The organism is Rossellomorea vietnamensis, from assembly GCF_001305855.1.
Taxonomy (GTDB): Bacteria; Bacillota; Bacilli; order Bacillales; family Bacillaceae_B; genus Rossellomorea; species Rossellomorea vietnamensis_A.
The window spans coordinates 172,348-194,870 of the sequence record NZ_LIXZ01000008.1; the positions used below are offsets into that span (position 1 = coordinate 172,348).

The 22,523-nt window shown below is 43.5% G+C and carries 22 protein-coding genes and 1 riboswitch; of the genes, 7 read left to right on the forward strand and 15 right to left on the reverse strand.

Features of this window, described 5'->3' with window-relative positions; all coding sequences use genetic code 11:
- Window positions 1–13: 13 nt before the first annotated feature.
- The 3 genes from AM506_RS12455 to AM506_RS12465 form a co-directional block, all read right to left on the reverse strand.
- Complete coding sequence (locus AM506_RS12455; RefSeq protein ID WP_060672816.1) at window positions 14–2,254, reverse strand: SpoIID/LytB domain-containing protein; 2,241 nt, start codon at window positions 2,252–2,254, stop codon at window positions 14–16.
- A 22-nt stretch (window positions 2,255–2,276) separates the two neighbouring features.
- A complete protein-coding gene (locus AM506_RS12460) occupies window positions 2,277–2,606 on the reverse strand; it encodes a hypothetical protein (RefSeq protein WP_060672817.1) in 330 nt (109 codons plus the stop codon).
- Between the two features lie 316 nt (window positions 2,607–2,922).
- Window positions 2,923–3,879 (reverse strand): NAD-dependent epimerase/dehydratase family protein, encoded by a 957-nt coding sequence (locus AM506_RS12465; protein ID WP_060672818.1) that lies wholly within the window; start codon window positions 3,877–3,879, stop codon window positions 2,923–2,925.
- Between the two features lie 318 nt (window positions 3,880–4,197).
- Between AM506_RS12465 and AM506_RS12470 the strand changes: the two genes are divergently transcribed.
- Window positions 4,198–5,262 carry a C40 family peptidase gene (locus AM506_RS12470; protein ID WP_060672819.1) on the forward strand — a complete coding sequence of 355 codons (1,065 nt, stop codon included), beginning with the start codon at window positions 4,198–4,200 and terminating at the stop codon, window positions 5,260–5,262.
- Between the two features lie 280 nt (window positions 5,263–5,542).
- On the opposite strand, the gene AM506_RS12475 is transcribed toward AM506_RS12470, so the two are convergent.
- Entirely contained in the window at window positions 5,543–6,424 is an 882-nt protein-coding gene (locus tag AM506_RS12475; RefSeq protein ID WP_060672820.1) for a helix-turn-helix domain-containing protein, read from the reverse strand.
- Window positions 6,425–6,622: 198 nt separating this feature from the next.
- Between AM506_RS12475 and AM506_RS23330 the strand changes: the two genes are divergently transcribed.
- Window positions 6,623–6,751, forward strand: coding sequence for a hypothetical protein (locus AM506_RS23330; RefSeq protein WP_268788393.1), 129 nt, complete (start codon window positions 6,623–6,625; stop codon window positions 6,749–6,751).
- 211 nt (window positions 6,752–6,962) lie between these two features.
- Window positions 6,963–7,286, forward strand: a complete 324-nt coding sequence (locus AM506_RS12480; RefSeq protein WP_060672821.1) for a hypothetical protein — start codon at window positions 6,963–6,965, stop codon at window positions 7,284–7,286.
- Window positions 7,287–7,508: 222 nt separating this feature from the next.
- Here the strand turns inward: AM506_RS12480 and AM506_RS12485 are convergent, their stop codons facing one another.
- The 10 genes from AM506_RS12485 to AM506_RS12530 all read right to left on the reverse strand — a co-directional run bounded on the left by AM506_RS12485 (window position 7,509) and on the right by AM506_RS12530 (window position 17,185).
- Window positions 7,509–8,498: a hypothetical protein gene (locus AM506_RS12485; protein ID WP_060672822.1), complete on the reverse strand. Its 990-nt coding sequence runs from the start codon at window positions 8,496–8,498 to the stop codon at window positions 7,509–7,511.
- Complete coding sequence (locus AM506_RS12490) at window positions 8,491–9,066, reverse strand: sigma-70 family RNA polymerase sigma factor (protein WP_060672823.1); 576 nt, start codon at window positions 9,064–9,066, stop codon at window positions 8,491–8,493. The genes AM506_RS12485 and AM506_RS12490 overlap by 8 nt, the downstream gene beginning before the upstream one ends.
- A gap of 345 nt (window positions 9,067–9,411) precedes the next feature.
- Window positions 9,412–10,359, reverse strand: a complete 948-nt coding sequence (gene hutG, locus AM506_RS12495) for a formimidoylglutamase (RefSeq protein ID WP_060672824.1) — start codon at window positions 10,357–10,359, stop codon at window positions 9,412–9,414.
- On the reverse strand, window positions 10,337–11,620 hold the full coding sequence (gene hutI / locus AM506_RS12500; protein WP_082386353.1) for an imidazolonepropionase: 1,284 nt from the start codon (window positions 11,618–11,620) through the stop codon (window positions 10,337–10,339). The genes hutG and hutI overlap by 23 nt, the downstream gene beginning before the upstream one ends.
- A gap of 1 nt (window position 11,621) precedes the next feature.
- Window positions 11,622–13,292 carry a urocanate hydratase gene (gene hutU / locus AM506_RS12505; protein ID WP_060672825.1) on the reverse strand — a complete coding sequence of 557 codons (1,671 nt, stop codon included), beginning with the start codon at window positions 13,290–13,292 and terminating at the stop codon, window positions 11,622–11,624.
- Complete coding sequence (gene hutH / locus AM506_RS12510) at window positions 13,285–14,817, reverse strand: histidine ammonia-lyase (protein ID WP_060672826.1); 1,533 nt, start codon at window positions 14,815–14,817, stop codon at window positions 13,285–13,287. The genes hutU and hutH overlap by 8 nt, the downstream gene beginning before the upstream one ends.
- A 216-nt stretch (window positions 14,818–15,033) precedes the next feature.
- Window positions 15,034–15,480 (reverse strand): hut operon transcriptional regulator HutP, encoded by a 447-nt coding sequence (gene hutP, locus AM506_RS12515; protein WP_082386354.1) that lies wholly within the window; start codon window positions 15,478–15,480, stop codon window positions 15,034–15,036.
- A gap of 214 nt (window positions 15,481–15,694) precedes the next feature.
- A complete protein-coding gene (locus tag AM506_RS12520) occupies window positions 15,695–16,177 on the reverse strand; it encodes a hypothetical protein (protein WP_060672827.1) in 483 nt (160 codons plus the stop codon).
- A gap of 101 nt (window positions 16,178–16,278) precedes the next feature.
- Window positions 16,279–16,851, reverse strand: a complete 573-nt coding sequence (locus tag AM506_RS12525) for an REP-associated tyrosine transposase (protein ID WP_060672828.1) — start codon at window positions 16,849–16,851, stop codon at window positions 16,279–16,281.
- Between the two features lie 145 nt (window positions 16,852–16,996).
- Window positions 16,997–17,185: a hypothetical protein gene (locus AM506_RS12530; RefSeq protein ID WP_060672829.1), complete on the reverse strand. Its 189-nt coding sequence runs from the start codon at window positions 17,183–17,185 to the stop codon at window positions 16,997–16,999.
- A gap of 196 nt (window positions 17,186–17,381) precedes the next feature.
- Between AM506_RS12530 and AM506_RS12535 the strand changes: the two genes are divergently transcribed.
- Window positions 17,382–17,795 (forward strand): helix-turn-helix domain-containing protein, encoded by a 414-nt coding sequence (locus tag AM506_RS12535; protein ID WP_235576109.1) that lies wholly within the window; start codon window positions 17,382–17,384, stop codon window positions 17,793–17,795.
- A gap of 144 nt (window positions 17,796–17,939) precedes the next feature.
- On the opposite strand, the gene AM506_RS22785 is transcribed toward AM506_RS12535, so the two are convergent.
- A complete protein-coding gene (locus AM506_RS22785) occupies window positions 17,940–18,101 on the reverse strand; it encodes a hypothetical protein (RefSeq protein WP_160316876.1) in 162 nt (53 codons plus the stop codon).
- Between the two features lie 197 nt (window positions 18,102–18,298).
- A riboswitch (cyclic di-GMP riboswitch) is annotated at window positions 18,299–18,373 on the forward strand.
- Window positions 18,374–18,635: 262 nt separating this feature from the next.
- On the opposite strand from AM506_RS22785, the gene AM506_RS12540 reads away from it, so the two are divergent.
- From AM506_RS12540 to AM506_RS12550, 3 genes are all read left to right on the forward strand, one after another.
- The gene (locus AM506_RS12540; protein WP_060672831.1) at window positions 18,636–19,301 is read left to right on the forward strand and encodes a hypothetical protein; all 666 of its coding nucleotides are present in this window, start codon (window positions 18,636–18,638) and stop codon (window positions 19,299–19,301) included.
- Window positions 19,302–19,324: 23 nt separating this feature from the next.
- Window positions 19,325–20,560, forward strand: a complete 1,236-nt coding sequence (locus AM506_RS12545) for an efflux RND transporter periplasmic adaptor subunit (RefSeq protein WP_060672832.1) — start codon at window positions 19,325–19,327, stop codon at window positions 20,558–20,560.
- A 111-nt stretch (window positions 20,561–20,671) separates the two neighbouring features.
- A complete protein-coding gene (locus AM506_RS12550) occupies window positions 20,672–22,273 on the forward strand; it encodes an alkaline phosphatase (protein ID WP_060672833.1) in 1,602 nt (533 codons plus the stop codon).
- Window positions 22,274–22,523: the final 250 nt, after the last annotated feature.

Sequence of the window (22,523 nt, forward strand, 5' to 3'; positions counted from 1 at the left end):
ATATTCTAGTTTGTTATTTTCCTAATGTGGTATTAGGATAGTAGAAATCTAAAATCTGTTTATACGTTTGTCCATCATTCGCTCTTTTATTAGCAGCTTGCTGACTCATGCCAACTCCGTGTCCAAAGCCTTTACCGTGTATCGTGAAGCTGTCGTTTTCATTATCCACAGTAGGAGTGAACGTGCTTCTATAGTAAAGAGTGCCGAACATATACCTTAAGTCTGTTGCAGACTTTTCGATTGTTTCCTCAAATTCTTTCAGCTTGCCGTCAGAGTCCATGGAATAACTTTTTGTTCCCTTTTCTTTCAGGTAAAACTTAACTCTTAGAGATCCTTCAAGACTTCTTTGCGCAGCATTTTTTTCAGGATCCAGGATAAAACTTGAAATGGATTTGATTTTTATTTCTTTGTTTACATAGCTTTCATTCAGTTGTTTCTTAATGTTATCAATCAACGGGGATGTTTTTTGGTTGCCGTCTAAGAAGACCGTTTTATCTTCACTTACAGCGTCCCACCACCAGCCTGGGTTTTTCAATGCCGCTTCCAGAGTGACATTACTGTATGGTGTTTCTTCATTTGAGGTATTCGTGATTGTTTCGTCACTGATTACCGTTTTTGGTACTTTTAGTTCCCATGTGTAATTGTCATACGGGTCAGCCTTATTTGTTAAGTAGCCCAACTTTGGCGTACCCCATTCATCTGTATTAGTCGCTGTATAACCACCGTTGCTTGACGAAAATAACGCGGTGATTAATTTACCGTTATAACGTAATACTTCTCCACTCGTTTCGGTTACGGCTTGAGACGTCTTTACATTCCAATCAAAACCGCCATAAACCTGATAACTCTGATCATCCAGTACTGTTTTTCCCGCTTCATTATATGCATAAGTACGGGCAGCCACTGCCTGAGCCTTCAATGCTTCCATATGGTAATAGGCAGGGGACTCTTTAGGCACTACGCTCTTCAAATAGTCTTCAAAGGGAATATTTAAATTTGTAGGTCTAACATAAGAATTAGATTCTGAGCTGAATTGCATTCTCCCTAAATATTCTCTTTCAGAATCTCCCATGATCGTTAATATATTTGATTGAGAGTAAACTTCCGGCTTCAAGACAAAACTGGACGTTCCAAAATCCGCAATCTTAGAAGACCCTTGGTAGATAGCCAATCTTCCAGATTCATTTTTCACTACATAGTCGGTGCCTTCGTTAAGCTTGAATTCATTAGGAAGCTGCTCCACGACACTTTCTTTAACCGATGCCGGACCTCCTAATATATTAAACACATTGAAGCTTTCTTCATTAATAGTAGATTGAATGCTGTCAGGGAGCTTATCTGCTCTCGTTAAGAGAAGTGGAGCTCCGTTCTTAGCTGCTAATACCGAGCCTGTCAACGCATCTGCAAATGTTAACCCATTTGATATGTATGCCATACTTGACTCAATGTTAAGTTCTTTGATGATATTGGATGAGACTTCATATCGGTCACTACCTGCAATCCTGTCTGTCGCCTTGGCTTGGTTGTAAACGGCGTTACTTACACTTCCTGTTCCTCCGACTACCAGCACATCAGACTTACCTTGAACTGCTTCCAGAGAGGCAGTTGGAAGGTCATCTTTCTTGGATAGAATAATAGGGATTCCATTTTTGGCAGCATAAGGAGCAATGGCAAGAGCATCTGAGAAGATTAACCCATTTGTGACAACCGCTTTATTTGTAGTACCGAGGTTCTGTGCTACTTTCTTTGCGACTTCAAAACGGTCTTTCCCGTCAATACGTGAAACGTCAGTAGTAATTGATTTTAATTTAGTTTCTACAGATTGATTTACGCTTCCTGCTCCACCTATGATGACAATCTTATCCGGATTCAACGATTTAATTTTATTCAGGGTTGAGTCGGGAATACTATCTTTTCTTGTTAAGAGGATAGGAGCATCGTATTTATAAGCCAGAGGAGATGCGGATAATGCGTCTGCAAAGGCCATTGAATTCACTACAAAGACCGTCCCGGCAGTGTTCCATCCATTACTGGCAACATTCTCAGCAACCTGATAGCGGTCCGTTCCACTGAATCTATTATTATTGTTCTCTAACTTATAAACACCTTCACTATTAATGGTCAGGCTTGTTTTATTTCCGATATAGTTTTTAAGTTTTACAGATATTGAAGCTGCACCTGCTTCCACAGGTGTATATGCAAGAATCATTCCGGCACTTACGACAGATACGATTGTTTTTTTAAAATAACCCAACAACTTGACCTCCTATTATTAATTATTTTTCTGTGATTTCCACTAATTCAAGCTGACCTTTTTCATTTTCTTTATACTTCAATTGAACTTCTCCGCCCTCCTCCAGCTCTTGAATTTCGTCTAGCATCTCTGGATTAAATTGAATTGACATAACTTCATTGCCACTTTTCACTTCCATTGAATGAGTGTCGGCCAGTCCATTGAAAACGACTGTTTCTGTTTTTACATTATTTGTATCGGCCGATTCAACATTTTCTGAAGTGTTATTTTTTCCCACGTTTTCCTCTTTCGTTCCACAACCGCTCAACAATAGAGCACCAGACAACAATGCAATCCCTAAACTTTTTTTCATTCATTACCACTCCATTACATTCTAGTTACACGCTTTTCAGTTTAAATACTATATAAGCCCATAAATATTGTAAATAGAAAATAGAAATTAATAGAAAAAGAGTGCTTTTAATCCAAGTTTAAACATTCGACTGAAGTTAAACACTGAGATAATGGACATAGAAGTAGAAAAAGGGTACACAAAAAGCCCCAGACAGCAGGCATTCACCTGGATCTGAAGCTTTGGTATATTATGAATTTTTCTCTTCTGGAAGAAACTGCTATACGTTCAAGTAACCAGCAATTCCGTGAAAACAGAGCATCAAGGAAATAGAATCTTATTCTTTTCGTTTGGTCTCTTCATTCCAATATTCAGTTAACCCTTTTTCCATATTATAGAGTGATTGAAAGCCAATCCCCTTAATTTTAGTTATATCAGAGTAAGAATATTTTATATCTCCAGCCCTTTCGTCCTCTCTTTTAATATGGAGCTTCAAACCAGTCAACTTTTCATATAATGAAATTAATTCATTCAAACTTATTGAGTTACCTGTTCCGACGTTAAATACTTCCCCGATTGCTTTTTCACTCTCACCAACTAGCACCAGCGCACTCACTACGTCTTTAACATAGATAAAATCCCGGGTTTGCTCCCCATCCCCGTATAAAGTGAACTCGACTTGATGATTCTTTTCCAATTCCAAAAATTTATCAGTTAAAATAGAAACTACACCAGAATATGGAGAAGAGGGATTCTGCCTGGATCCGAATACATTAAAAAATCTCACTGCTGTCGTTGGGAGATTGTATAGTCTATTATAGGTCAAAACATATTGTTCAGAAGCATATTTGTCAATTGCATATGGAGATAATGGCTTAATATCTGAAGTCTCCGTTTTAGGTAAGGTTGGCTCATCCCCAAACACTGCAGCAGAAGAGGCAAAAATAAACCTTTTTAAGATGCCTTGCTTCTTGGCTCCCTCTAATAAATACAAGGTTGCATCCAAGTTCGTTTTATGAGTGACCAAAGGCGTTTCAACTGATGCCGCTACACTTGCAATTGCCCCTAAATGATATATCTTCTCAAATTGGTACCTCATAAAAATGTCGGTCACGAATTCCGAATCTGAAATATCTCCCTTGATAAACGTTACATTTTCATGTTCAGGTATATTTTCTTTTTTTCCCATCGAAAGATCATCGATAATGATCACTTTTTTATTTAATTTTAATAACTCTTCAACAAGATGTGACCCGATGAACCCGGCTCCACCTGTAACGAGATAGTAGCTCATCCAAAAAACTCCTTTAACATTGTTTAATTTGCCTGATTTGAAACAAACCCAGCCCCCACAGCAATTAAAGGAAAATTACATTGTAGGCGACTCCTCAAAACATTTAATACGTTACTACTCCATATTTAAATCATGTTCAATAATATATATCATTTTACACCAACTCCAGTTTATATACCAACGTTCCAAAACCCATGGTAAATACTAAAAAATATGTAATATTATCAATAAAAATGTCTCTATTTTGTCTTTATGTGATAAAATGTCAATATTATATACCGATATAACTAACATCTGACAAAAAAGGAGAAAAAATAAGTGAAAAAAACACTAGTTTCTGTCGCTGCCACCGCCGTTCTGTCGACTGCGTTTGCTGCATCCGCTTCCGCAAACACACATAAAGTTGAATCTGGTGATTCTCTCTGGTCAATCGCTGTTAAGTACGACACATCAGTTAGTGCCATAAAAGAATTGAACAAATTACAATCAGAATTAATTTTCCCAAATCAAGTGCTTAAAGTAGATACGGTAAGTCTTGATCAAGCCGTTAAGCCACCTTCAAACCAGACGTCAAGTACGTCAGCTACAGCCCAAAAGTATACGGTTAAGTCAGGGGACACCCTCAGCGCCATTGCTTACAAGTATTCCATCACTGTATCAGAATTACAAAAATGGAATAGTATCAATGGACATCTCATCTTTCCCGGACAGGTACTTAACATAGCCAGCGGCTCCTCATCCAGTAATCAAAGCAATGGGAATGTGACTTCTCCCAAACCTCCTGCTGCACCAACTAATCAGGAAAACTCTAATACATATTCAGTCAAGGCTGGAGATACATTATCGTACATCAGTAGAATGTACGATGTTTCAATTCAAGACATTAAACGTTTGAACAATTTATCCAGTGATTTGATTTATATCAACCAAACTTTAAAAATAGGAAAATCTCAAGTATCACAATCACCTGCCACAACTGAAACTGTTCAATCAAACGAAGGAAGCGGTACTTCTTTCAATTCAAATACACTCATTTCTCACGCAAAAGCACAACTGGGCATCCCATACTCATGGGGCGGTTCTAACCCGTCAGGTTTCGACTGCAGCGGTTTCATTTATTATGCTTTTAATAAGAGCGGTGTTAATGTAAGTCGAACTTCCAGTGAGGGGTATTACAATCGTTCTTACTATGTTAATAAACCAGCTATAGGGGACCTCGTCTTTTTCGAAAACACGTATAAAAAAGGAATTTCCCATTTAGGCATTTACGTTGGAGACAACAAGTTTATCCATGCTGGTGACAATGGCGTGGAAATTACTAGTTTAGATAATTCATATTGGAAATCCAAGTTTGATGGTTTTAAAAGGTTTTATGATTTGTAAAAAAACATGATTAACCACTACCTGGTACTATGTTCCCAACGGCTATATGGAAATGTACTACTTGGCAGTGTAAGTACACCAGGGAATTTCTATTCCCTGGTTTTTTCAAGTTTCCTTTGTAAAAAGTAACGTCCAACAGTAGTTTCCCATAACGGGCCTTAATCCTCAACAACCCATTACCAGGTACGAATAAGATCCAGAATAATACTGTAATTTTTCTGAAGTTCACACAAAAAAGCATCCAATAATCAATTCCTACTGACCTTTGGATGCCTTTTTATTAAATCAACGCACTTAGTTCCTTTATTCTGTTTTCGATGAATTGAATGTGCTTGCAATCCTGTTGAAGATCAAAGACGACGATTGCTTTCTTCATATACCTGACGGCTTCCTCAGGTTTATTCATCAGCTCCATGTTATATCCTATTTGATAATGTAACTCACCTAATAGGAATAAACTATCTTTCTGCAGGCACCATTTTATTCCATCTTCACAATATTTATTTGATTCTTCCTGTCTGTTAAGACGCGTTAACACCCTCGTAATATGATAATAATGTCGTGTTTTAATTGTATAATCATTCAAGTGGGGAAGAAGCTGAAGATGATCCTTGACTTCCTCAAAAACCTCTAACGCCTTATTAATGTCTTCTTTAAAGTAAATTGCCCCCAATGTCAGGAAAATTTCTAATTCTCGCTCAAGCAAAATCTTCCCTTTGGTATGGGTGAGATGGATGGCTTCTTTAAGAGTATCAACTGATTTACTCAAATCTTTCTTAACTTCATATAAATAGATTCCTTTATGCCATAGCAACAACTGTAAGTTTTTGTTGTTTTGTGAAAATAACGGATTATCTAATTCAGCTTTTACAATATCCATCATTTCTTCATATTTCCCATTTCTGCGGAGTATCTGGAGCTGTTGGAATACTTCCTGAAAGTAATCTAGCCGTGGAGTTGTCCCGATATCAAAAAAGTAGTTCACATCTACTCCCAACTTCTGAGAAATTTGATACAATGTAGAAGCATAAGGATAGACATCTCCTTTTTCGATCTTACTGATCTGTGCTTGTGTACATATCCCTTGTGAAAGCTCTTCTTGTGAAAGGCCACTGGTTTTTCTCAACTCTTTTATTTTGTTTCCCACTGCTTTAAAATCCATAAAAACCCACCCCTAAATATGCCTAGAGTTATATTTTTGAAGAAATCAAATGAAAAGCCTATTAATCGGCTTTTAAATTAGGTAATTTGACACCATATTCAGAATGTACAAAATGTTAATATATGTTTTAATTATTATAACAGATATTTCTTTTATTTTACCGAACATTAATTCGAACAAGAAAGGGAGGAAAGTCCTATGAAAAGACGTTTTCTTACAATGTTAACAGCATCGGTTCTTCTTTTTGGTATTGCAGGACTTGCTAATAACGATACTGAAACTGCAAATGTACAAATTCAAACAGTTGAACTTCCAACTCAACATTAATCATCATGTTAAAGCTTCCTTCATTCAGGAAGCTTTTTTCTTTAAAAATAATATTCTTATAGGAATATGCTTAGAATTATGAAAGAAAAGAAAAGAAAACGTTTTACCCATTAAATTAAAGTTTTTCAGCTCCTACGCATTTATGAGCCAAAATACACAATTCCCTTGAACATGATAGGATAAAAGTACAATAAAAGAAAGGGGCTTCATGATGAAAAGTATAAACATGAAAGTAAATCCTCTATATTCCGATGTAGATTTGTCGATTGTATTCCAGTTCGAATTCGAACAATTTGGAAATAAAATCGGAGAAGCGTTCGTCTCCACCTACTCTACCGCCGGGCACCCTGTACAGATTAGAAAAGGTAAGCACGGATCTTTTACCAAAACAGACAAAACCGCCGTTATAGACCAATTCGAAGTGGTTGGGGGAGTAGAAAAGAACTGTATGAAGAAGCTAAAACATTTCCTTGGAGTCATTGGAATTTCAAATGTCCATTCAGGATATACACTCAGGAGTAGATTTGGCGAATAAAATATTCAAGTATTGTGATCGTTATAAATTAGATCAAGAAGGTCCGTCCCTCGTTTTAAGGGTCGGACCTTTGGTTTAGTATTGAACTCATTCTCCTTCGGGTGGGTAAGGGCCTGTGGTTTGATGTGTTTTATCCCTAGAGTATTTTTAGTCTTTTGGTTTGGTCAGAATTTCCTCCTGTGCTTCGGTGATCCAATCTTGGTTGAAACGGAAAGGGTTTTCTTAGTCAGCCGAAGTGATGAATTTCACATTTTTCGTGAGGGTTTTTTCATCTATCCATTTTTCACTAAGCGTAACCGCTGTCACTTCCGCTTCCGGATCCACTCCTACCACTTTAAAATCACTGTTTTCAGATTCATCATCTATATCTACCAGCCCTTCCACTCTCATAAGCAGCTGGTTTTCACCAACATAATATACCAGGTTAACACGGTCATTCATCATATCATATAAAAAGTATGGTTCTCCTAAAGCATTAATGATTTGATTAACAGTAAGTGTATTCCCTTTATTTCTGACTTCTGCCCTATCCAATGCTCCCCCTTGTTGTTCCGTAAAACTTAGAACGTAGTCACTCCCAAGGAAGTACCTGTAGCCCCCTTCATATCCCCCGGTTGCCGGCAACTTACCATATCTTTCTATAATACTGTCGTATGTGTCTCCTAATTTAGTTTCTGTTCCATATAGTACTCCTTTGGAAGCTTGCTCTTTGAATTCTTCCGGATTTTGAATAATAACTGAAAAATCAAATGTTGGCGGATCTATAATAAATTCACCCACCGGCTTCTTCTCTTCTTCCATTTCTTGAACCTGAGTATCCACATCTTCTGAATCAGGTAATTCTTCCTTCACAGAGGATTCGCGTTTTTTATCTTGCAAGGTTCTTTTTTCTTTTTCTATTTTTTCTTTAAGGTCGTCCTCGGGTATAAAGGCCGAATGGCTCTTCTCATCCTTACGCTCTTTGCTTTCAATTTGATGATCATTCTTAGCCAATTCATCTTTCGATAAATAACTGCTTCCAAGGACAGAACCGATGAAAATGATTGCTGCTACTATTGCTGGGTTGAGAATCATACGCCAGCTTCGTCGTTTCTTATACTTTTGTTGCTGGATTTTCGTTATAATCGTTTTCTTCTGACTTGGTATTTCTTTATGTTGAAATAGTTCTTTTTCCAATTCATCTTTTAGATTGTGTAAAGGATCCTCATTCATTTGTGTCCCCCCCTTGCAGCAGAGCTTTTAATTTTTTCCTTCCCCTGTCCAGCCTGGTTCGTACAGTGGAAGCTTTAATGTTTAATAGTTCGCTAATTTCATCGGTCGTTAGTTCTTCATAATAATATAATAGGATAATTTCTCTGTACTTCATGGATAATGCAAAGATTTGTGCTGAAACACAGTTCTTATCTTCTTTTTGAAGGAGCTCTTGTTCTGGTGTTCCCGCCATTTCCTTATTGAACATTCGGTGAAATTTATCCACCACTGTGTTCTTTCGAAAATATGCAGACTTTTTATAGTCTTTGCATTGGTTCACAGCAATCCGATATAACCATGTTTTGTAGGAGGAATTATGGTTGAAGCTGCCCAATGAATGATACGTTTTAATGAAAACCTCCTGGCATATGTCCTGTGCCGTCGACCAATCCTGAACATACATATAAGCAAGCTTTGTAATCTGATTTTCGTACTGGTCAATTAATGTTTCAATCAATTGATCACTATTAATCTTCATATCTTCCAAACGCCTAAGCTCCCCTCTCACCTGGTGTAATACCTCTGTCATAAAACCTCCCTCCTAATGCTTACTACACATAATAATTGTTGTAAATCTTTATCTAGTACTTACTTGCTTAGAATCGAGCCTCTTTTTTCAGCGTTTAGTTCGATTCAGTTTTTTTGAACTTAACTGAAACGTTTGTCGAGTTGGGACGCTTCATATTACTTTGTCATAGTGGTATCTGCTTTTTGTTCCGTTCTTGAATCTTTCATGTTTATTGTGACTTTAACTCCCCTTCGTATTTCCTTTTTCCATTTCATGTTAGACGATTGTCAGCGGTAGAATGTCTCAGATATATTCAAAAATTTCAAAAAAGGTGCATTCCGCTTATAGGAATGCACCTTTCTAATACTATTTGGTTAAGGCATTTAAGATTAGTAAACTTGCCACCCTGCTCGTCATGTCCCTGATGTCGAGGGTCGGATCGATCTCGACGATGTCCATGGTGTGGACCTTCTGATGCTGCAGGGCAGTCTGGACCGCCTCGGTGAGCGTATCCGGGTGCATCCCCCCGGGACCGATCGCAGGGCAGCCTGGAGCGAATGCCTGGTCTAGGACGTCCATGTCGACGGAGAGGTAGATGGTGTCAACTTGGGGGTCCAGTTGGGTTAGAGATTTTTGGATAAGCTTTGTCATCTGTTGCTGTCTGACGTCCTTCATCGTATACACCGTCACCCCCTGCTCGATGGCATAGTCATGATAGGCTTTGGCGTTGGCATAGTTTCTGATGCCGATCTGGATGAGATGCTCTCCCTTAAGGTGCCCCTCCTCTAGTAACCTTCTAAACGGCGTGCCGTTGGTCGGCCCTCCGTCTTCCGTGTTCCTGAGGTCGTGATGGGCGTCAAACTGAATGATGCCGACCGTCCCCTTCGTTTCCTTGATGGCTTTGACCGTTGACGTGGTGATGGAATGGTCGCCGCCCAGGATAATGGTAAAGGGGGCTGCGTTCGTTTCGGTAGCCGCTTTCGTTGATTCATAGATTCGTTGATGCGACTCTTCAATGGACGTCGGGTGCATGGAGATGTCGCCGAAGTCGATGATTGTTTTCTGGTCGTCGGCGAGGTCCGTCCCTCTTTCGATGTTATAGGTTGTGAATGAGTTCAGGCACCGTCTGATGGCGTCGGGTGCGAAGCTTGCTCCTGAGTGGGAGATGGAGGGTTTGGAGAGGGGGGCGCCGATGATGGCGATGTCACCTTTCTTCCCTTCTTCCCAAGGTGTCAGGAGTTCGGCTGCTTTCGTTGTGTACCGGTCTTTGAACTGGGCCTTCCCTGCCGGCTTAATGTGCTGAAATGTGCTCATGAAGCTTCTCCTTGCGGTAGATGATACAGCCGTCTTTTATGACGGTATTGGTATGGTTGACTCCGTAATGATACGGAACGTAGTGATAGTTCGGGACATCCCATAGGACGATGTCTGCTTTACGCCCGGTGATCAGTTTTCCTGCCGAGTCTCCCCTGTTGATGGCGTATGCCGAGTTGACGGTGACTGCGTTCCAGATTTCTTCAGGTGTCATCTTCAGCTGAAGTGATGCCAGGCTCATGATGAACTGCAGATTCTCCGTCGGCGAGCTGCCCGGGTTGAAGTCAGTGGAAAGGGCGACTGCCGCTCCCGCTTCCATCATGCCTCTTGCGTTGGCGAACTTGCCTTTGTTCAGGTAGAAGGATGTGCCTGGCAGAAGGACGGCGATCGTGTCGGTTTCGCCCAGTGCCTGGATACCTTTGTCGGATGCTCCTACTAAGTGGTCTCCGCTGGTGGCTCCGATTTCCGTTGCCATTTCCGTTCCGCCGAGAGGGTCGATTTCGTCGGCGTGGATTTTGACGGAGAAGCCTTTTTCTTTGGCTTTGGTTAAAAATTTTCGTGACTGTTCAACGGTGAATACGCCTGTTTCGCAGAAGATGTCGACGAATTCGGCGAGCTGGTCTTTTTCGATGTCGTTTAATAGGTCCAGCATTTCCTGTAGGAATTCATCGGAGCGGTCTTTGAACTCCGGTGGGATGGCGTGAGCCCCCAGGAATGTGGAGACGATTTCTGCCGGATGCGTTTCGTTTAGCTTTTTTGCCACTTTCAGCTGTTTTAGTTCAGTTGCGCGATCGAGACCGTAGCCGCTTTTTGCTTCGACTGTGGTTACTCCGTACGAAATCATCCTGTTTAAGTGGAAGCGTGCTTTTGTAAGGAGCTCTTCTTCCGATGCTTCGCGGGTGGCCCCTACTGTGGATAGGATGCCTCCTCCCCGCTTCAGGATCTCTAAATATGGGACTCCCTGCTGCTTGAGGGCCATTTCGTGTTCACGTGAGCCGCCGAAGACCAGGTGCGTGTGCGGGTCGACGAGACCTGGAGATACGAGCTTTCCTTCTGCATCGATTCTTTCCGTCGCTTTTAGGGATTGTGCTTCTTCATGGGTGCCAATCCAGGCGACAAGTCCGTCTTTGATGGCAATGGCCGCTTTTTCTAGGACAGGAAGCTTGCTCATCGCCTCCCCTTTCAGAGGTCCGTCCCCGTGATCCATTGTCAGGAGCTGGCCGATGTTGTCGATGATGGTGTCGAATTGTGTGGTGGTCATCTTATTCTCCTCCTTTGTTCATTGGGATGTGGATGTTGTGTTTTTCGGCTGTTTTTTCTGCGATGTCGTATCCTGCGTCGACGTGGCGGATGACGCCCATTCCAGGGTCTGTTGTCAGGACTCGCTCGAGGCGTTCCTGCGCAAGGTCCGTCCCGTCTGCCACAACGACCATTCCGGCGTGCAGTGAGTAACCCATGCCTACTCCGCCACCATGATGGAAGGAAATCCAGGAGCCGCCTGCCGCTGTGTTGATGAGGGCATTCAGGATTGCCCAGTCTCCCACTGCGTCACTGCCATCCTTCATGCTTTCCGTTTCACGGTTCGGTGAAGCGACGGATCCGCAGTCCAGGTGGTCACGACCGATGACGATCGGTGCTTTCAGCTCGCCGTTTTTGACCAGTTCATTGATGGCAAGACCCATCTTCACACGCTCACCGTATCCAAGCCAGCAAATACGTGAAGGCAGCCCTTGGAATGCCACCTGTTCCTGGGCCATATCGATCCAGCGATTCAGGGCTTCGTTTTCTGGGAAAAGTTCTTTGATCAGGCGGTCTGTTCTGTAGATGTCCTCTGGATCTCCAGATAGTGCTGCCCAGCGGAATGGTCCCTTCCCTTCACAGAATAGTGGACGGATGTATGCCGGAACGAAGCCAGGGAAATCGAAGGCATTTTTGACCCCTTCGTCTTTCGCGACCTGACGGATGTTGTTGCCGTAATCGAATACAATGGATCCCCTGTGCTGGAATTCGAGCATCGCTTCCACGTGTTTCGCCATGCTTTTTTGTGACAGGGCCGTGTAGGCTTTCGGGTCCTGTTTGCGCAATTCTGTTGCCGCTTCGAGTGTATATCCTTCTGGTACGTAGCCGTTTAACGGATCGTGAGCCGATGTTTGGTCGGTAACGATATCAATTTTGACGTCCCGCTTGAGAAGTTCATGATGAACTTCTGCTGCGTTCCCTAATAAGGCTATTGAAAGAGGTCTGCCCTGGTCACGTGCTTCATACATCATCATCAGCGCTTCTTCGATGGAATCGGTTTTCACATCACAGTATTTTGTGTCAATGCGCTTCTGGATCCGCTCTGCGTCCACGTCGACTGCGATCACGACCCCTCCGTTCATCGTGACGGCGAGTGGCTGAGCCCCACCCATTCCGCCTAAGCCGGCTGTCAGGGTGATCGTCCCTTTAAGGGAATTGTTGAAGTGTTTCTTCGCCAGTGCCGCGAACGTTTCATACGTCCCTTGCAGGATCCCTTGAGTCCCGATATAGATCCAGCTTCCCGCCGTCATTTGGCCGTACATCATGAGGCCCTTTTGATCGAGCTCGTGGAAGTGCTCCCAGTTGGCCCATTTCGGCACGAGGACTGAGTTGGATAGCAGGACCCTCGGCGCCGCTTTATGGGTTTTGAACACACCAACCGGCTTACCGGATTGAACGAGCATGGTTTCATCGTTTTCCAAGTTTCTGAGCGTGTGGACGATGGCATCGAAGGACTCCCAGTTACGGGCCGCTTTCCCGATTCCTCCGTATACGACGAGCTCCTCGGGAATTTCCGCTACTTCGGGATCGAGGTTATTGTAGAGCATGCGAAGGACCGCTTCCTGCTCCCATCCTTTACATTCGAGGTCCGTCCCTCTTTTTACTTGTACGATTCGTTTGTCTGCTTTAACCATTTGTCGTTTCCTCCTTTGTTTTGGTTGGTTTGATTAGTGTGCTAAGTGTGGTTTGCTGCAGCCACTCGTTGGCTTTTTCTATGTCTTTCGAGAAGATCCGGTCCTTCGTGATGGAAGGAATGACCTTTCTCGCTGCTTCGTAAAATTGGCGGGTCTTACTTGCCATGAGGTCCGTCCCTCGATGTTCTGCTGCCTGCAGGTTGCAGATGAGCTCGACTGCGAGGACTCTTCTTGTGTTCTGCAGGATCTGGTAGGCGTGACGGGATCCGATCGTACCCATGCTGACGTGGTCTTCCTGGTTGGCAGATGACGGGATAGAATCGACGCTCGCCGGATGGGCCAGTGTTTTGTTTTCGGATACGAGTGACGCGGCGCAGTATTGCATGATCATAGCGCCTGACTGCAGTCCAGGCTGCGGGCTCAGGAATGGTGGCAGGTCATTCAGCTGCGGATTTACAAGGCGTTCGATCCGTCGTTCTGAGATGTTGGCAAGTTCTGCGACGGCGATCTTCATGAAATCCATAGCAAACGCGATCGGCTGCCCGTGGAAGTTCCCTCCTGAGATGACCTTTTCCCCGTCGTCAAAAATGAGCGGGTTATCCGTTGCCGCGTTCATTTCAATTTCGAGCTTTTCTTTCACGTAGTCCAGTGTCTGCCAGGATGCTCCGTGAACTTGTGGGATGCATCTTAGTGAGTAGGCATCCTGCACTCGGAGCTCCCCTTGCTTCGTTGTGAGTTTACTGTCTTCGAGGTAATCCCGGATTCTTTTTGCCGTTGCGACCTGTTGAGGATATCCCCTTACTACATGAATATCTTCGTCGAAGGCGTCCACGATTCCTCTAAGCCCTTCCATGGTCAGACTGGCAATCATCTCACTTTGGAAGGCAAGTTCCTCCGCTTCCAGGTACCCGATCACGCCCATTGCTGTCATCGCCTGGGTTCCATTGATGAGGGCCAATCCTTCTTTTGCCTGAAGCTGGATTGGGAAGATGTTTTCTTTTGAAAGAATAGGAAGGGTTTGATGAATTTCTCCCTGATACTGGACCTCTCCTTCCCCCATCAAAGCAAGGGCCAGATGGGAAAGCGGCGCTAAGTCCCCGCTTGCTCCAAGGGACCCCTGCTGCGGAATCACCGGATGAATCCCTTTGTTCAGAAACTCAGCAAGGCGCTCAACGATCACCGGTCTGACACCTGAATATCCTTTTAACAAAGCGTTACAGCGGAGTAAGAGCATGGCACGCGAAACGTTCTCCGGGAACGGATCACCCACTCCGCAAGCATGAGAGTGGATCAAATTTAGCTGAAGCTCCTCCACATCATCCGCATCGATCAGCACATCACTGAACTTCCCGAAGCCCGTGTTGATCCCATACACCACACGCTTCTCCTTCACAATCTTCTCAACCGCCTCGCGACTCTTCCGCACCCGCTCCATACTAAGCGGCGAAAGCTCCACATGCTCCTTCCCATAAATCACCCGCTTCGCCTCATCCAAACTCAAACTACAACCCGTCAACTCCACCATTTCGGTTCACTCCTTCTATTTAGGGACGGACCTCCGAAAACCACCTGCATTCGGTTCCCTCCCATTGTTATGTGCCGTTATTGCTGGTTTTTTCTCTTTAACGCTTTAACCTGCTGCGGGACGGACCCCTGACCACACAAAAAGGAGGCTCGACCAAAGACAGACTTCTGCCCTTGGTCGAGCCTCCTTTCAACTAATATCTCTAGGCTCTCTTATTTAAATATGATTGATTCCGAGTCCGATCGTTTCGTGCTCCAACCCCTTAATGGGCGCACCAATCGTTCCGTATAACGCGACTGCGATCCATTCGCCTTCCTCTTCACTTTCATAAGGAGTCCCTCTCACAACGGAGAATCGCAAGCCCACAGTCCGCAGGATTTCACCCAATTGGGTCTGACCGCGGGTGACCCCCGTCAGTGCTTCCATGATCGCGTGATACAAGGCATGCATCTCCCGGTACAGATCTTCCCGGACCAGGTCACTCCGCTTCGCCGCTGTTTCAATTGCGGCCACGATTTTCTGGCTGTCCATGGACCCGATCTTCCCGGTGCAGTAACTCCAATTCAGCTCATTGAAATGACGATTCCACTCTTCCTCTTCCCTGTCAACAAGGAGAAGAAGCATGGCATTCTTTCCGATACGAGTATGATCTGTCTTATTCAAGTGGCATTCGCACCTTACGTGAAAATTCTAAAAATACTAATAACTACTATTATTGTATGGTCTGATTCAGGAGAGGTCAACGAAAAAAGTGGTGATTTTAGAAACTTAGAGAGGTAGTTTGGTAGCGTGGTAAAGGGATTTTGCGGTGGTACGGGATGTGGAGGTCCGTCCCTCAAAAAAAGACGTACCTGTTCAGGTTCGCCTCATTCCTCCTTTATTCTTCTTGTTTTTTGCCTTTTCCTTTGAATATCTGGGGATTGTTCATAAGGTAGGTGACGGTTCCGTCATCGGACTTCAGGCTTAAGTAGGATAGAATGTCCTGTTTGTCTTCAGGGGACAGTGGACCGTCTACAGGGTATAGGGGCAGGATATTCAATTGCTCCATTCCCTCACGCTTATCGAGTACAATCTTGCAATCCTTTGGTGTGTTGTCTCCTATTCGGACAAACTTAAATGGGATCGAGTGATTCCGGTCGACCGGCACGGCAAACAATGTCGTGAACCCGACCGTTTCGAGAATCTTGTCCGAGTACATGATGCTCTCGAGGGCATGGGAAAATCCCGGCGGACGATTCACCACGACTAACTTATTGTAATAAAGCTGCCCTTGAAAAACGACTAAATGTTTTTTTGATTTCTTGACGATTCTTTTGGATACATGGAAATCCTCGAATACTAAAAGAAACTCTTTTCTCATACTTTCCTCCTCCTTGTGATAGGAATTTGGTCCTACTGATTATGAATTTCGACACTAATATCTAAATTCCTCTATATTTTTCCAAGAATATTTTATATTTTTCACTTTTTAATTGTAGTGGTGTTCAGTCCTTCGGTTTGGGGTTCTTTTTCTACATATTCCTTATACCGGCTGATTTGTGGAGTTGGAAAATAATTAAGCGTACGTTCCTTGGAAAGTAAGGGGTTATCGATGGAATGGATGTAGAAAGGATAACTGCTCCAGGGGTATGTCTCGGGATGTAGGGTGAGTTTCGCTTCAACGGGGTTGTGGTGGATATACCTGCTGACTTTAATAAAATAGGATGGCGTATCGATCTTGGTGGAACCATACCGTCCTTGGAACACATGTCCTACATAATCATATTTTTTATTGAAATAGACGGCGTAGCGGGTGTGAAGTGTTCGGATGATTTTCTCCAGTGGAACATCGTGGGTTTCGATCAACAGGTGAATGTGGTTGGACATCAAACAGTAGGCGTGGATGGTAAAAGGGTACTTGTCTTTCGTTTCCTGTAAATACATCAAATACTTCTTGCGGTCTTCATCATCATGAAACAGATCCTGCTTACGGTTTCCCCTCGCTGTCACATGATACGTCGTTCCCGGACTCCAATTCCGAGGCGTTCGAACCATAACATCACTCCTTCTCACAAACTCATAATCTTACACTAAACCTATTCGACATAAATGCGTAAAATCCTCTTTTTTCTTGAGGGACGGACCTCTATTCTTTCACGAAACCGTGAAAATGAAAGGGTAGAGAGGTCCGTCCCTCCTATTATCTATCTCTTCTGTGGTAGTCAAGGTTGGTGATGTTTTTTTGCGAGTAGTAGATGACTCGCTGTTTGCTGTGTTGCTTCGTGCTGAATACTAGTTTTGATTCTGGTTTCAGCCATACCCATGTGATGGTTTTCTTTTCTACACCTGCTGAAAGGTTTTCCCCTCTCCCATTCTTTTGTTCACCCATTCCATCTCCACCTTTACCCCCAATTCGACAAAATTACAATTATATTTACATTTTAATACGTTTGTCTGTAATTTTGTATACCTTTTCCAAATTATCTTTAATCGTAATCAAAATAACGATTTCAAATCGTGTAAATTCCTAATCCATGAACCCAAAAGCTTTATCTTGAAGAAAAAAGGGATAGTCGGTGAAAACAATGGATCTGCATGTAGAGTTACAGCATTACCGCAATGATGTATTAGAGCTTACCCAGAGAGAAGCAGCCCTTCGCTTGAATATCAGCCAGGGCGCATTATCAAACTATGAAACTGGTGCAAGGGACATCCCTTACAAAATGCTGCTTACCTTTAAGGAAGTCTATAAAATCCCGACCCATGAAATGAACCGGATCATGTACGGGGAGGAAAGCGACAGCCTTGGGCAAAGCCACGACCCCATGATCTTGAGAGAAACCTTCGAAGACGAAGAAACAAAAGAAATTCTGAAAACCCTCCAGGAGCACCCGAAATTCAAACGAACCCTGTCCTCCCTCTCCTACTTCACAGAAAAGCGCAAAGAAAAATTCTTCGCCCACGTCAACCACTTCTACCAGACGATGAAGGGTTGGTAGTACACTCTTAGAGGGACGGACCTCACTATCTGCAGTATAAACACTGTTATACCGGGATTTACGCTCCCATCTTTTAATAAAAGTGAGGTCCGTCCCTCATAAAAGCTCCTCAAAAAAAACGCCTAGGTTCCCGGATTACTGGGTCTAGAGCGCTTTTTGGTTTGTATCTATGGTGTATCCCGATTGGAGTTCTTGTTTGAGCCAGTGGATCATTGTATTGGTGTCCATGTTTCCTTGTTGACCTTTGTCGAACGCTTTATGGATGACGTTCAAAATATGCTGATCGTTGTTCACTTTCCCTTTCAAAACGACAACCTCCTACATGTTAAAACAGTTTATATCACTTTATTACACTATTAGACGGCATTTCAAACATCAATTTTATGCTATATTACCAGAAAAAACCACTAGTTGGAAGATAATTTTTTAAAAAAATTAACTTAATAAGGTACTTTATACCTATTTTATTCCGATTCTGGGGTGTCGATATAATAATGGTATGGACTGATTAAGGGCAATATCATCGAAAGGTGACGACGCAAAGCTACAGGGCTATTACATGCCAGCCAGCTGCCAAACCAAGGAGGGATTATTTTGTCGTTTTTGACACCCGAAGAAATAGTAGTAAAAAAGAAAGCTCGTAAAATGTGGATGTACATAGGTTTATTTGTCTTTACTGTCGCGCTTATTGCGGGCACTACATTTTTAACGTACAACATGTAAAAGCGTCTTGAGGCGCTTTTTTAATTTTATAAATTTTCATTCTACAATTTATGGAAAGTTTCGGGGTTTTTCGATAGAATAAGAGAAGTAATCTAAACTAGTTGGAGGCAACCATTTATGCATAAAGAAGTTAAACTCATTCGGGGTTTAAGACAACCATCCTACTTCTTTTATCAATTGAAAGATACGGAAGTATTAATAGGATACAAACAAAAAGTCTTCCTGGTTTTTCTATCGTCGGCCCTTGTCTTTGGCCTCGTCTCTTCATTCGGAATTGGAATGGATCCTCTATCCAAGGAATTGACGAAACTTTCACCATTCACATTCGAGATGGAAAAGTTCTTATTTCTATTAGGAAGAATCATTTCAGGTATATTATATGCGGCTGTGATTCTGTTCGTACCGGCCCTGATTTTCTGGACCATTTCAGATGAAGGGGAGTATCGTAAGCTCGTCATCATCCAAAGCCTGGTCTTGCTCATTCTATTAATCGAAAGACTGACCTATATTCCTTTATCCCTTTTTCTTTCACTTGATTGGTTCTCATCGCCTCTATCACTTGGAGTCATTGCTCAATACATAACCGCTAAACCATGGGTCATCTATTTCCTGGGCTGTTTCTCCCTATTTAAGATATGGGTTTTCTATATTCAATACAAAGGCGTCAAGAGACTCACTCAGCAGAAAAATTGGGTTATCTGGCTTATGATTTTGTTAATAAACCTACTATTTTGGGTTATTACTGCATTCCTGGCATTCCTTGATCTATCCACTCTAATCTAACTATCTAAAGGCTGTGAACAATCATGCATAAACGAACCATTCTCTACACCACCCTCACTCTGTCGCTCCTTTTTATAGGTGCCAATACATATCTCATTGAAAAAGCGGACAGTAAAGTCGACAGGGAACTCCGTGTCGCCGAATGGGAACCCGTCAACAAAGGTGCCCTGGCAAAAGAACTGCCGAAAGCGGGAGTCGTTGCTTCTGAAGAAGAAAATTACATCTATTTTAACGATGAATTCGGTTCTTTTAAAAAATTCCTCGTCAAAGAAGGGGATCAGATTAAATCCGGAACCCCCCTCTATGAATATGAAGTAACCGATCAATCTCAGCAAAAGAGCGTCTTGGAATCAGAAGCTGATCAACTCGAAGACGAAATTGACAGCATCGAAGAGAACATCTCCGACCTGAAGCGACTGGAATCATCCCTTCCATCAGGGGCAACCGATGACAAAGAAATCCCCATCGAGGCCAGCGCCCTTCAATCGGAATATGATCTAAAAAAAGAAATTGCCGCCAAGGAACTTGAAATCGATCGCCTGGAAAGTCAAGTCGACAATCTCGAGCGCCAAATTTCAGATATCGAATCATACGAAACGACCCTGACCGTCCAAAGCAGTGTGGACGGAACCATCAAGGACCTGTCCCATGCGATCGACAATCCGTTGATCACGATTGCATCACAGTCCACCATCGTCACGACCGATCTAACGGAAAAAGAAATCGTCAAAGTCGATGAAATCATGAGTGCAACCGTCCAATCGGATGTTGAGGAAAAAATTCAAAAAGGGATCGTTACCCGGGTGGCCACCCTTCCTAAAAATGATCCACACATCCAAACCGACAGCATGTACCCTGTAGAAATCAAACTGCAGGACACAAAAAACGAACTGCTTCCAGGACATCATGTCTTCTTATCCATCATCACGGAAGAAGTCAAAGGAGCATTCGTTGTCCCTGTCACGGCCATTGAAAAAGATGGCGAATCAAAATATATTTGGATTTTAACTTCAAAAGGCAGTGTCGAAAAACGCAAAGTTGAAACCGGCCTTACAGTCGACGGACAGCAGCAAATCAGGTCGGGAGTAAAAGCTGGCGAATACTACATAGTCTACCCTGACGAGATTCCGGCATTACAAAAAGGCGCTGCATTCATCACAGCACTTGATTGGGACAAAGTGAAACTAAGAGACCTGAAGAAATTTGATCGACCGACGATATTGGAGAATTTATTGTTGGGGATTTTGGAACGGAAATAAAGGTTAGACCGGCTCTTATCAGGGAGCCGGTTTTTTTGTGTCTATATACATACTCCTCCCCCACCAACAAATACTATGCCTACACTAAAAGAAAAGGAGCCCTGACCCACCATGAAAACACTCAAACGCCTCACCATCCTCCTATCACTCCTAACCCTCACCCTGCCCTCCTCCGCAACCGCAGCCCAACCACCCCACAAAAACGTCATCCTCATGATCATGGACGGCACCAACTCCGACATCCTCACCCTCTCCCGCTGGTATCGAGGGACGGACCTCAAGCTCGATACGATTCTCAGAGGCGGTGTCCGAACCTATTCCGCCCAGTCTGCGATCACCGATTCCGCTGCAGCAGGTTCTGCCATGGCGACAGGCTTGAAGACGAAAGCGGATTACATAGGTATGAACCACAGTGGAAGTCCCGTTTTGACCGTCCTCGAAGGCGCCAAGCTGTCCGGTTACAAAACCGGCATTGTCTCCACCTCCCCCGTTCAGCACGCCACCCCTGCTGCGTTCACGTCCCATGCCTTGAACCGGGATGAGTTTGGCGATATCGGTGAACAGCAGGTCTACCAAGGGCTCGATGTCGTGTTGGGCGGTGGTGCTTCGTGGTTAAAGCCACAAGCCAAGGAACCATCCATAGACGACGACGGCATGCTGAAAACAAATCAGGTCAGCCGTGAAGACGGAGAAAACCTTTTTAAAGAGATCCATTCTTCAGGATATGACTTAGTTCTAAAGAGGGACGGACTTCTATGGGCGACGGCATCCCCAAAACTATGGGGAGTGTTCGCTGATGAAGATATCTCCTATGAGTTGGACCGACCTCTGCTACATCCCGATGAGCCTTCCCTTGCGGAGATGACCCGTACGGCCATTGGTCGGCTTTCTCAAGGTGAAAAAGGCTTCTTCCTTATGGTCGAAGGCAGCAAGGTGGACTGGGCCGCTCATAAGAACGATCCGGTCGGCATGATCAGTGAGGTATTGAGCTTTGACGATGCTGTCCGTGAAGCTCTTGATTTTGCCAGGAAGGACAGGAATACCATGGTGGTTGCCGTGACGGATCATGGGAATAGCGGATTGACAATTGGTAACAGAGATACAAATGGTAATTATAAAACCCTACCTGCCGAGAGGTTCATTGACCCACTGAAGAAAGCCAAGCTTACCGTCAAGGGCGCCACCTCCCAGCTGAAGAAGGATCGATCGAACTTAAAAGAGGTTCTTTCAAACTATGGGTTGGGGGATCTGAGCGGGAAGGAATATCATGCGATGGAATCCGCTGACAGTGTTGAGGAGCTTGAAAGTAAGATGGTGAATCTGATGGCGAAGCGCGCACATCTCGGCTTCACCACCCACGGTCATACCGGCGAAGACGTCTTTTTATACTCCTATGGTCCAGATAAGCCGGTTGGATTGATCGAAAACACCGACATACCAAGGGTGATTTCTACATATATGGGATTCTCACTATGGACCGGTCCGTTCGCCTCATGGTATACGGATGGGGTTAAATATTATCGGGATAGGGGCTATGAGGTGTCGGTTGAGGGACGGACCTCTATAAACCCTGTGATGGTGGCGAAGCGTGGGGATCTGGTTCTTCGTTTTCAGGAAAACAAGGATTTTTATTGGAGAAACGATGAAAAAGTAAGGTTGAAGAGCGTGAATGTGTATGATGGGGAGACGTTTTATGTGCACGTGGCAGAGTAGTGTGGGGATTGGGCAGGTTTTGAAGGGGGAACGTTGGGTTTATTTTCAATCTTGACGTTTTATTATCAAATCCTTGGGTTTTATTTTCAAATCCAGAGATTTATTTTCAAAACCCCTTCCAGCGGCTAATCCCCGGTACCTCACGGGGAATCTATTTCACAGCCGCCGATTAATTTATCAATCTTGCCACGCACCAAACCCACATTTCGACAAACTCCACACCCCCTCCTCACCACTTCCCAGCCCCCAT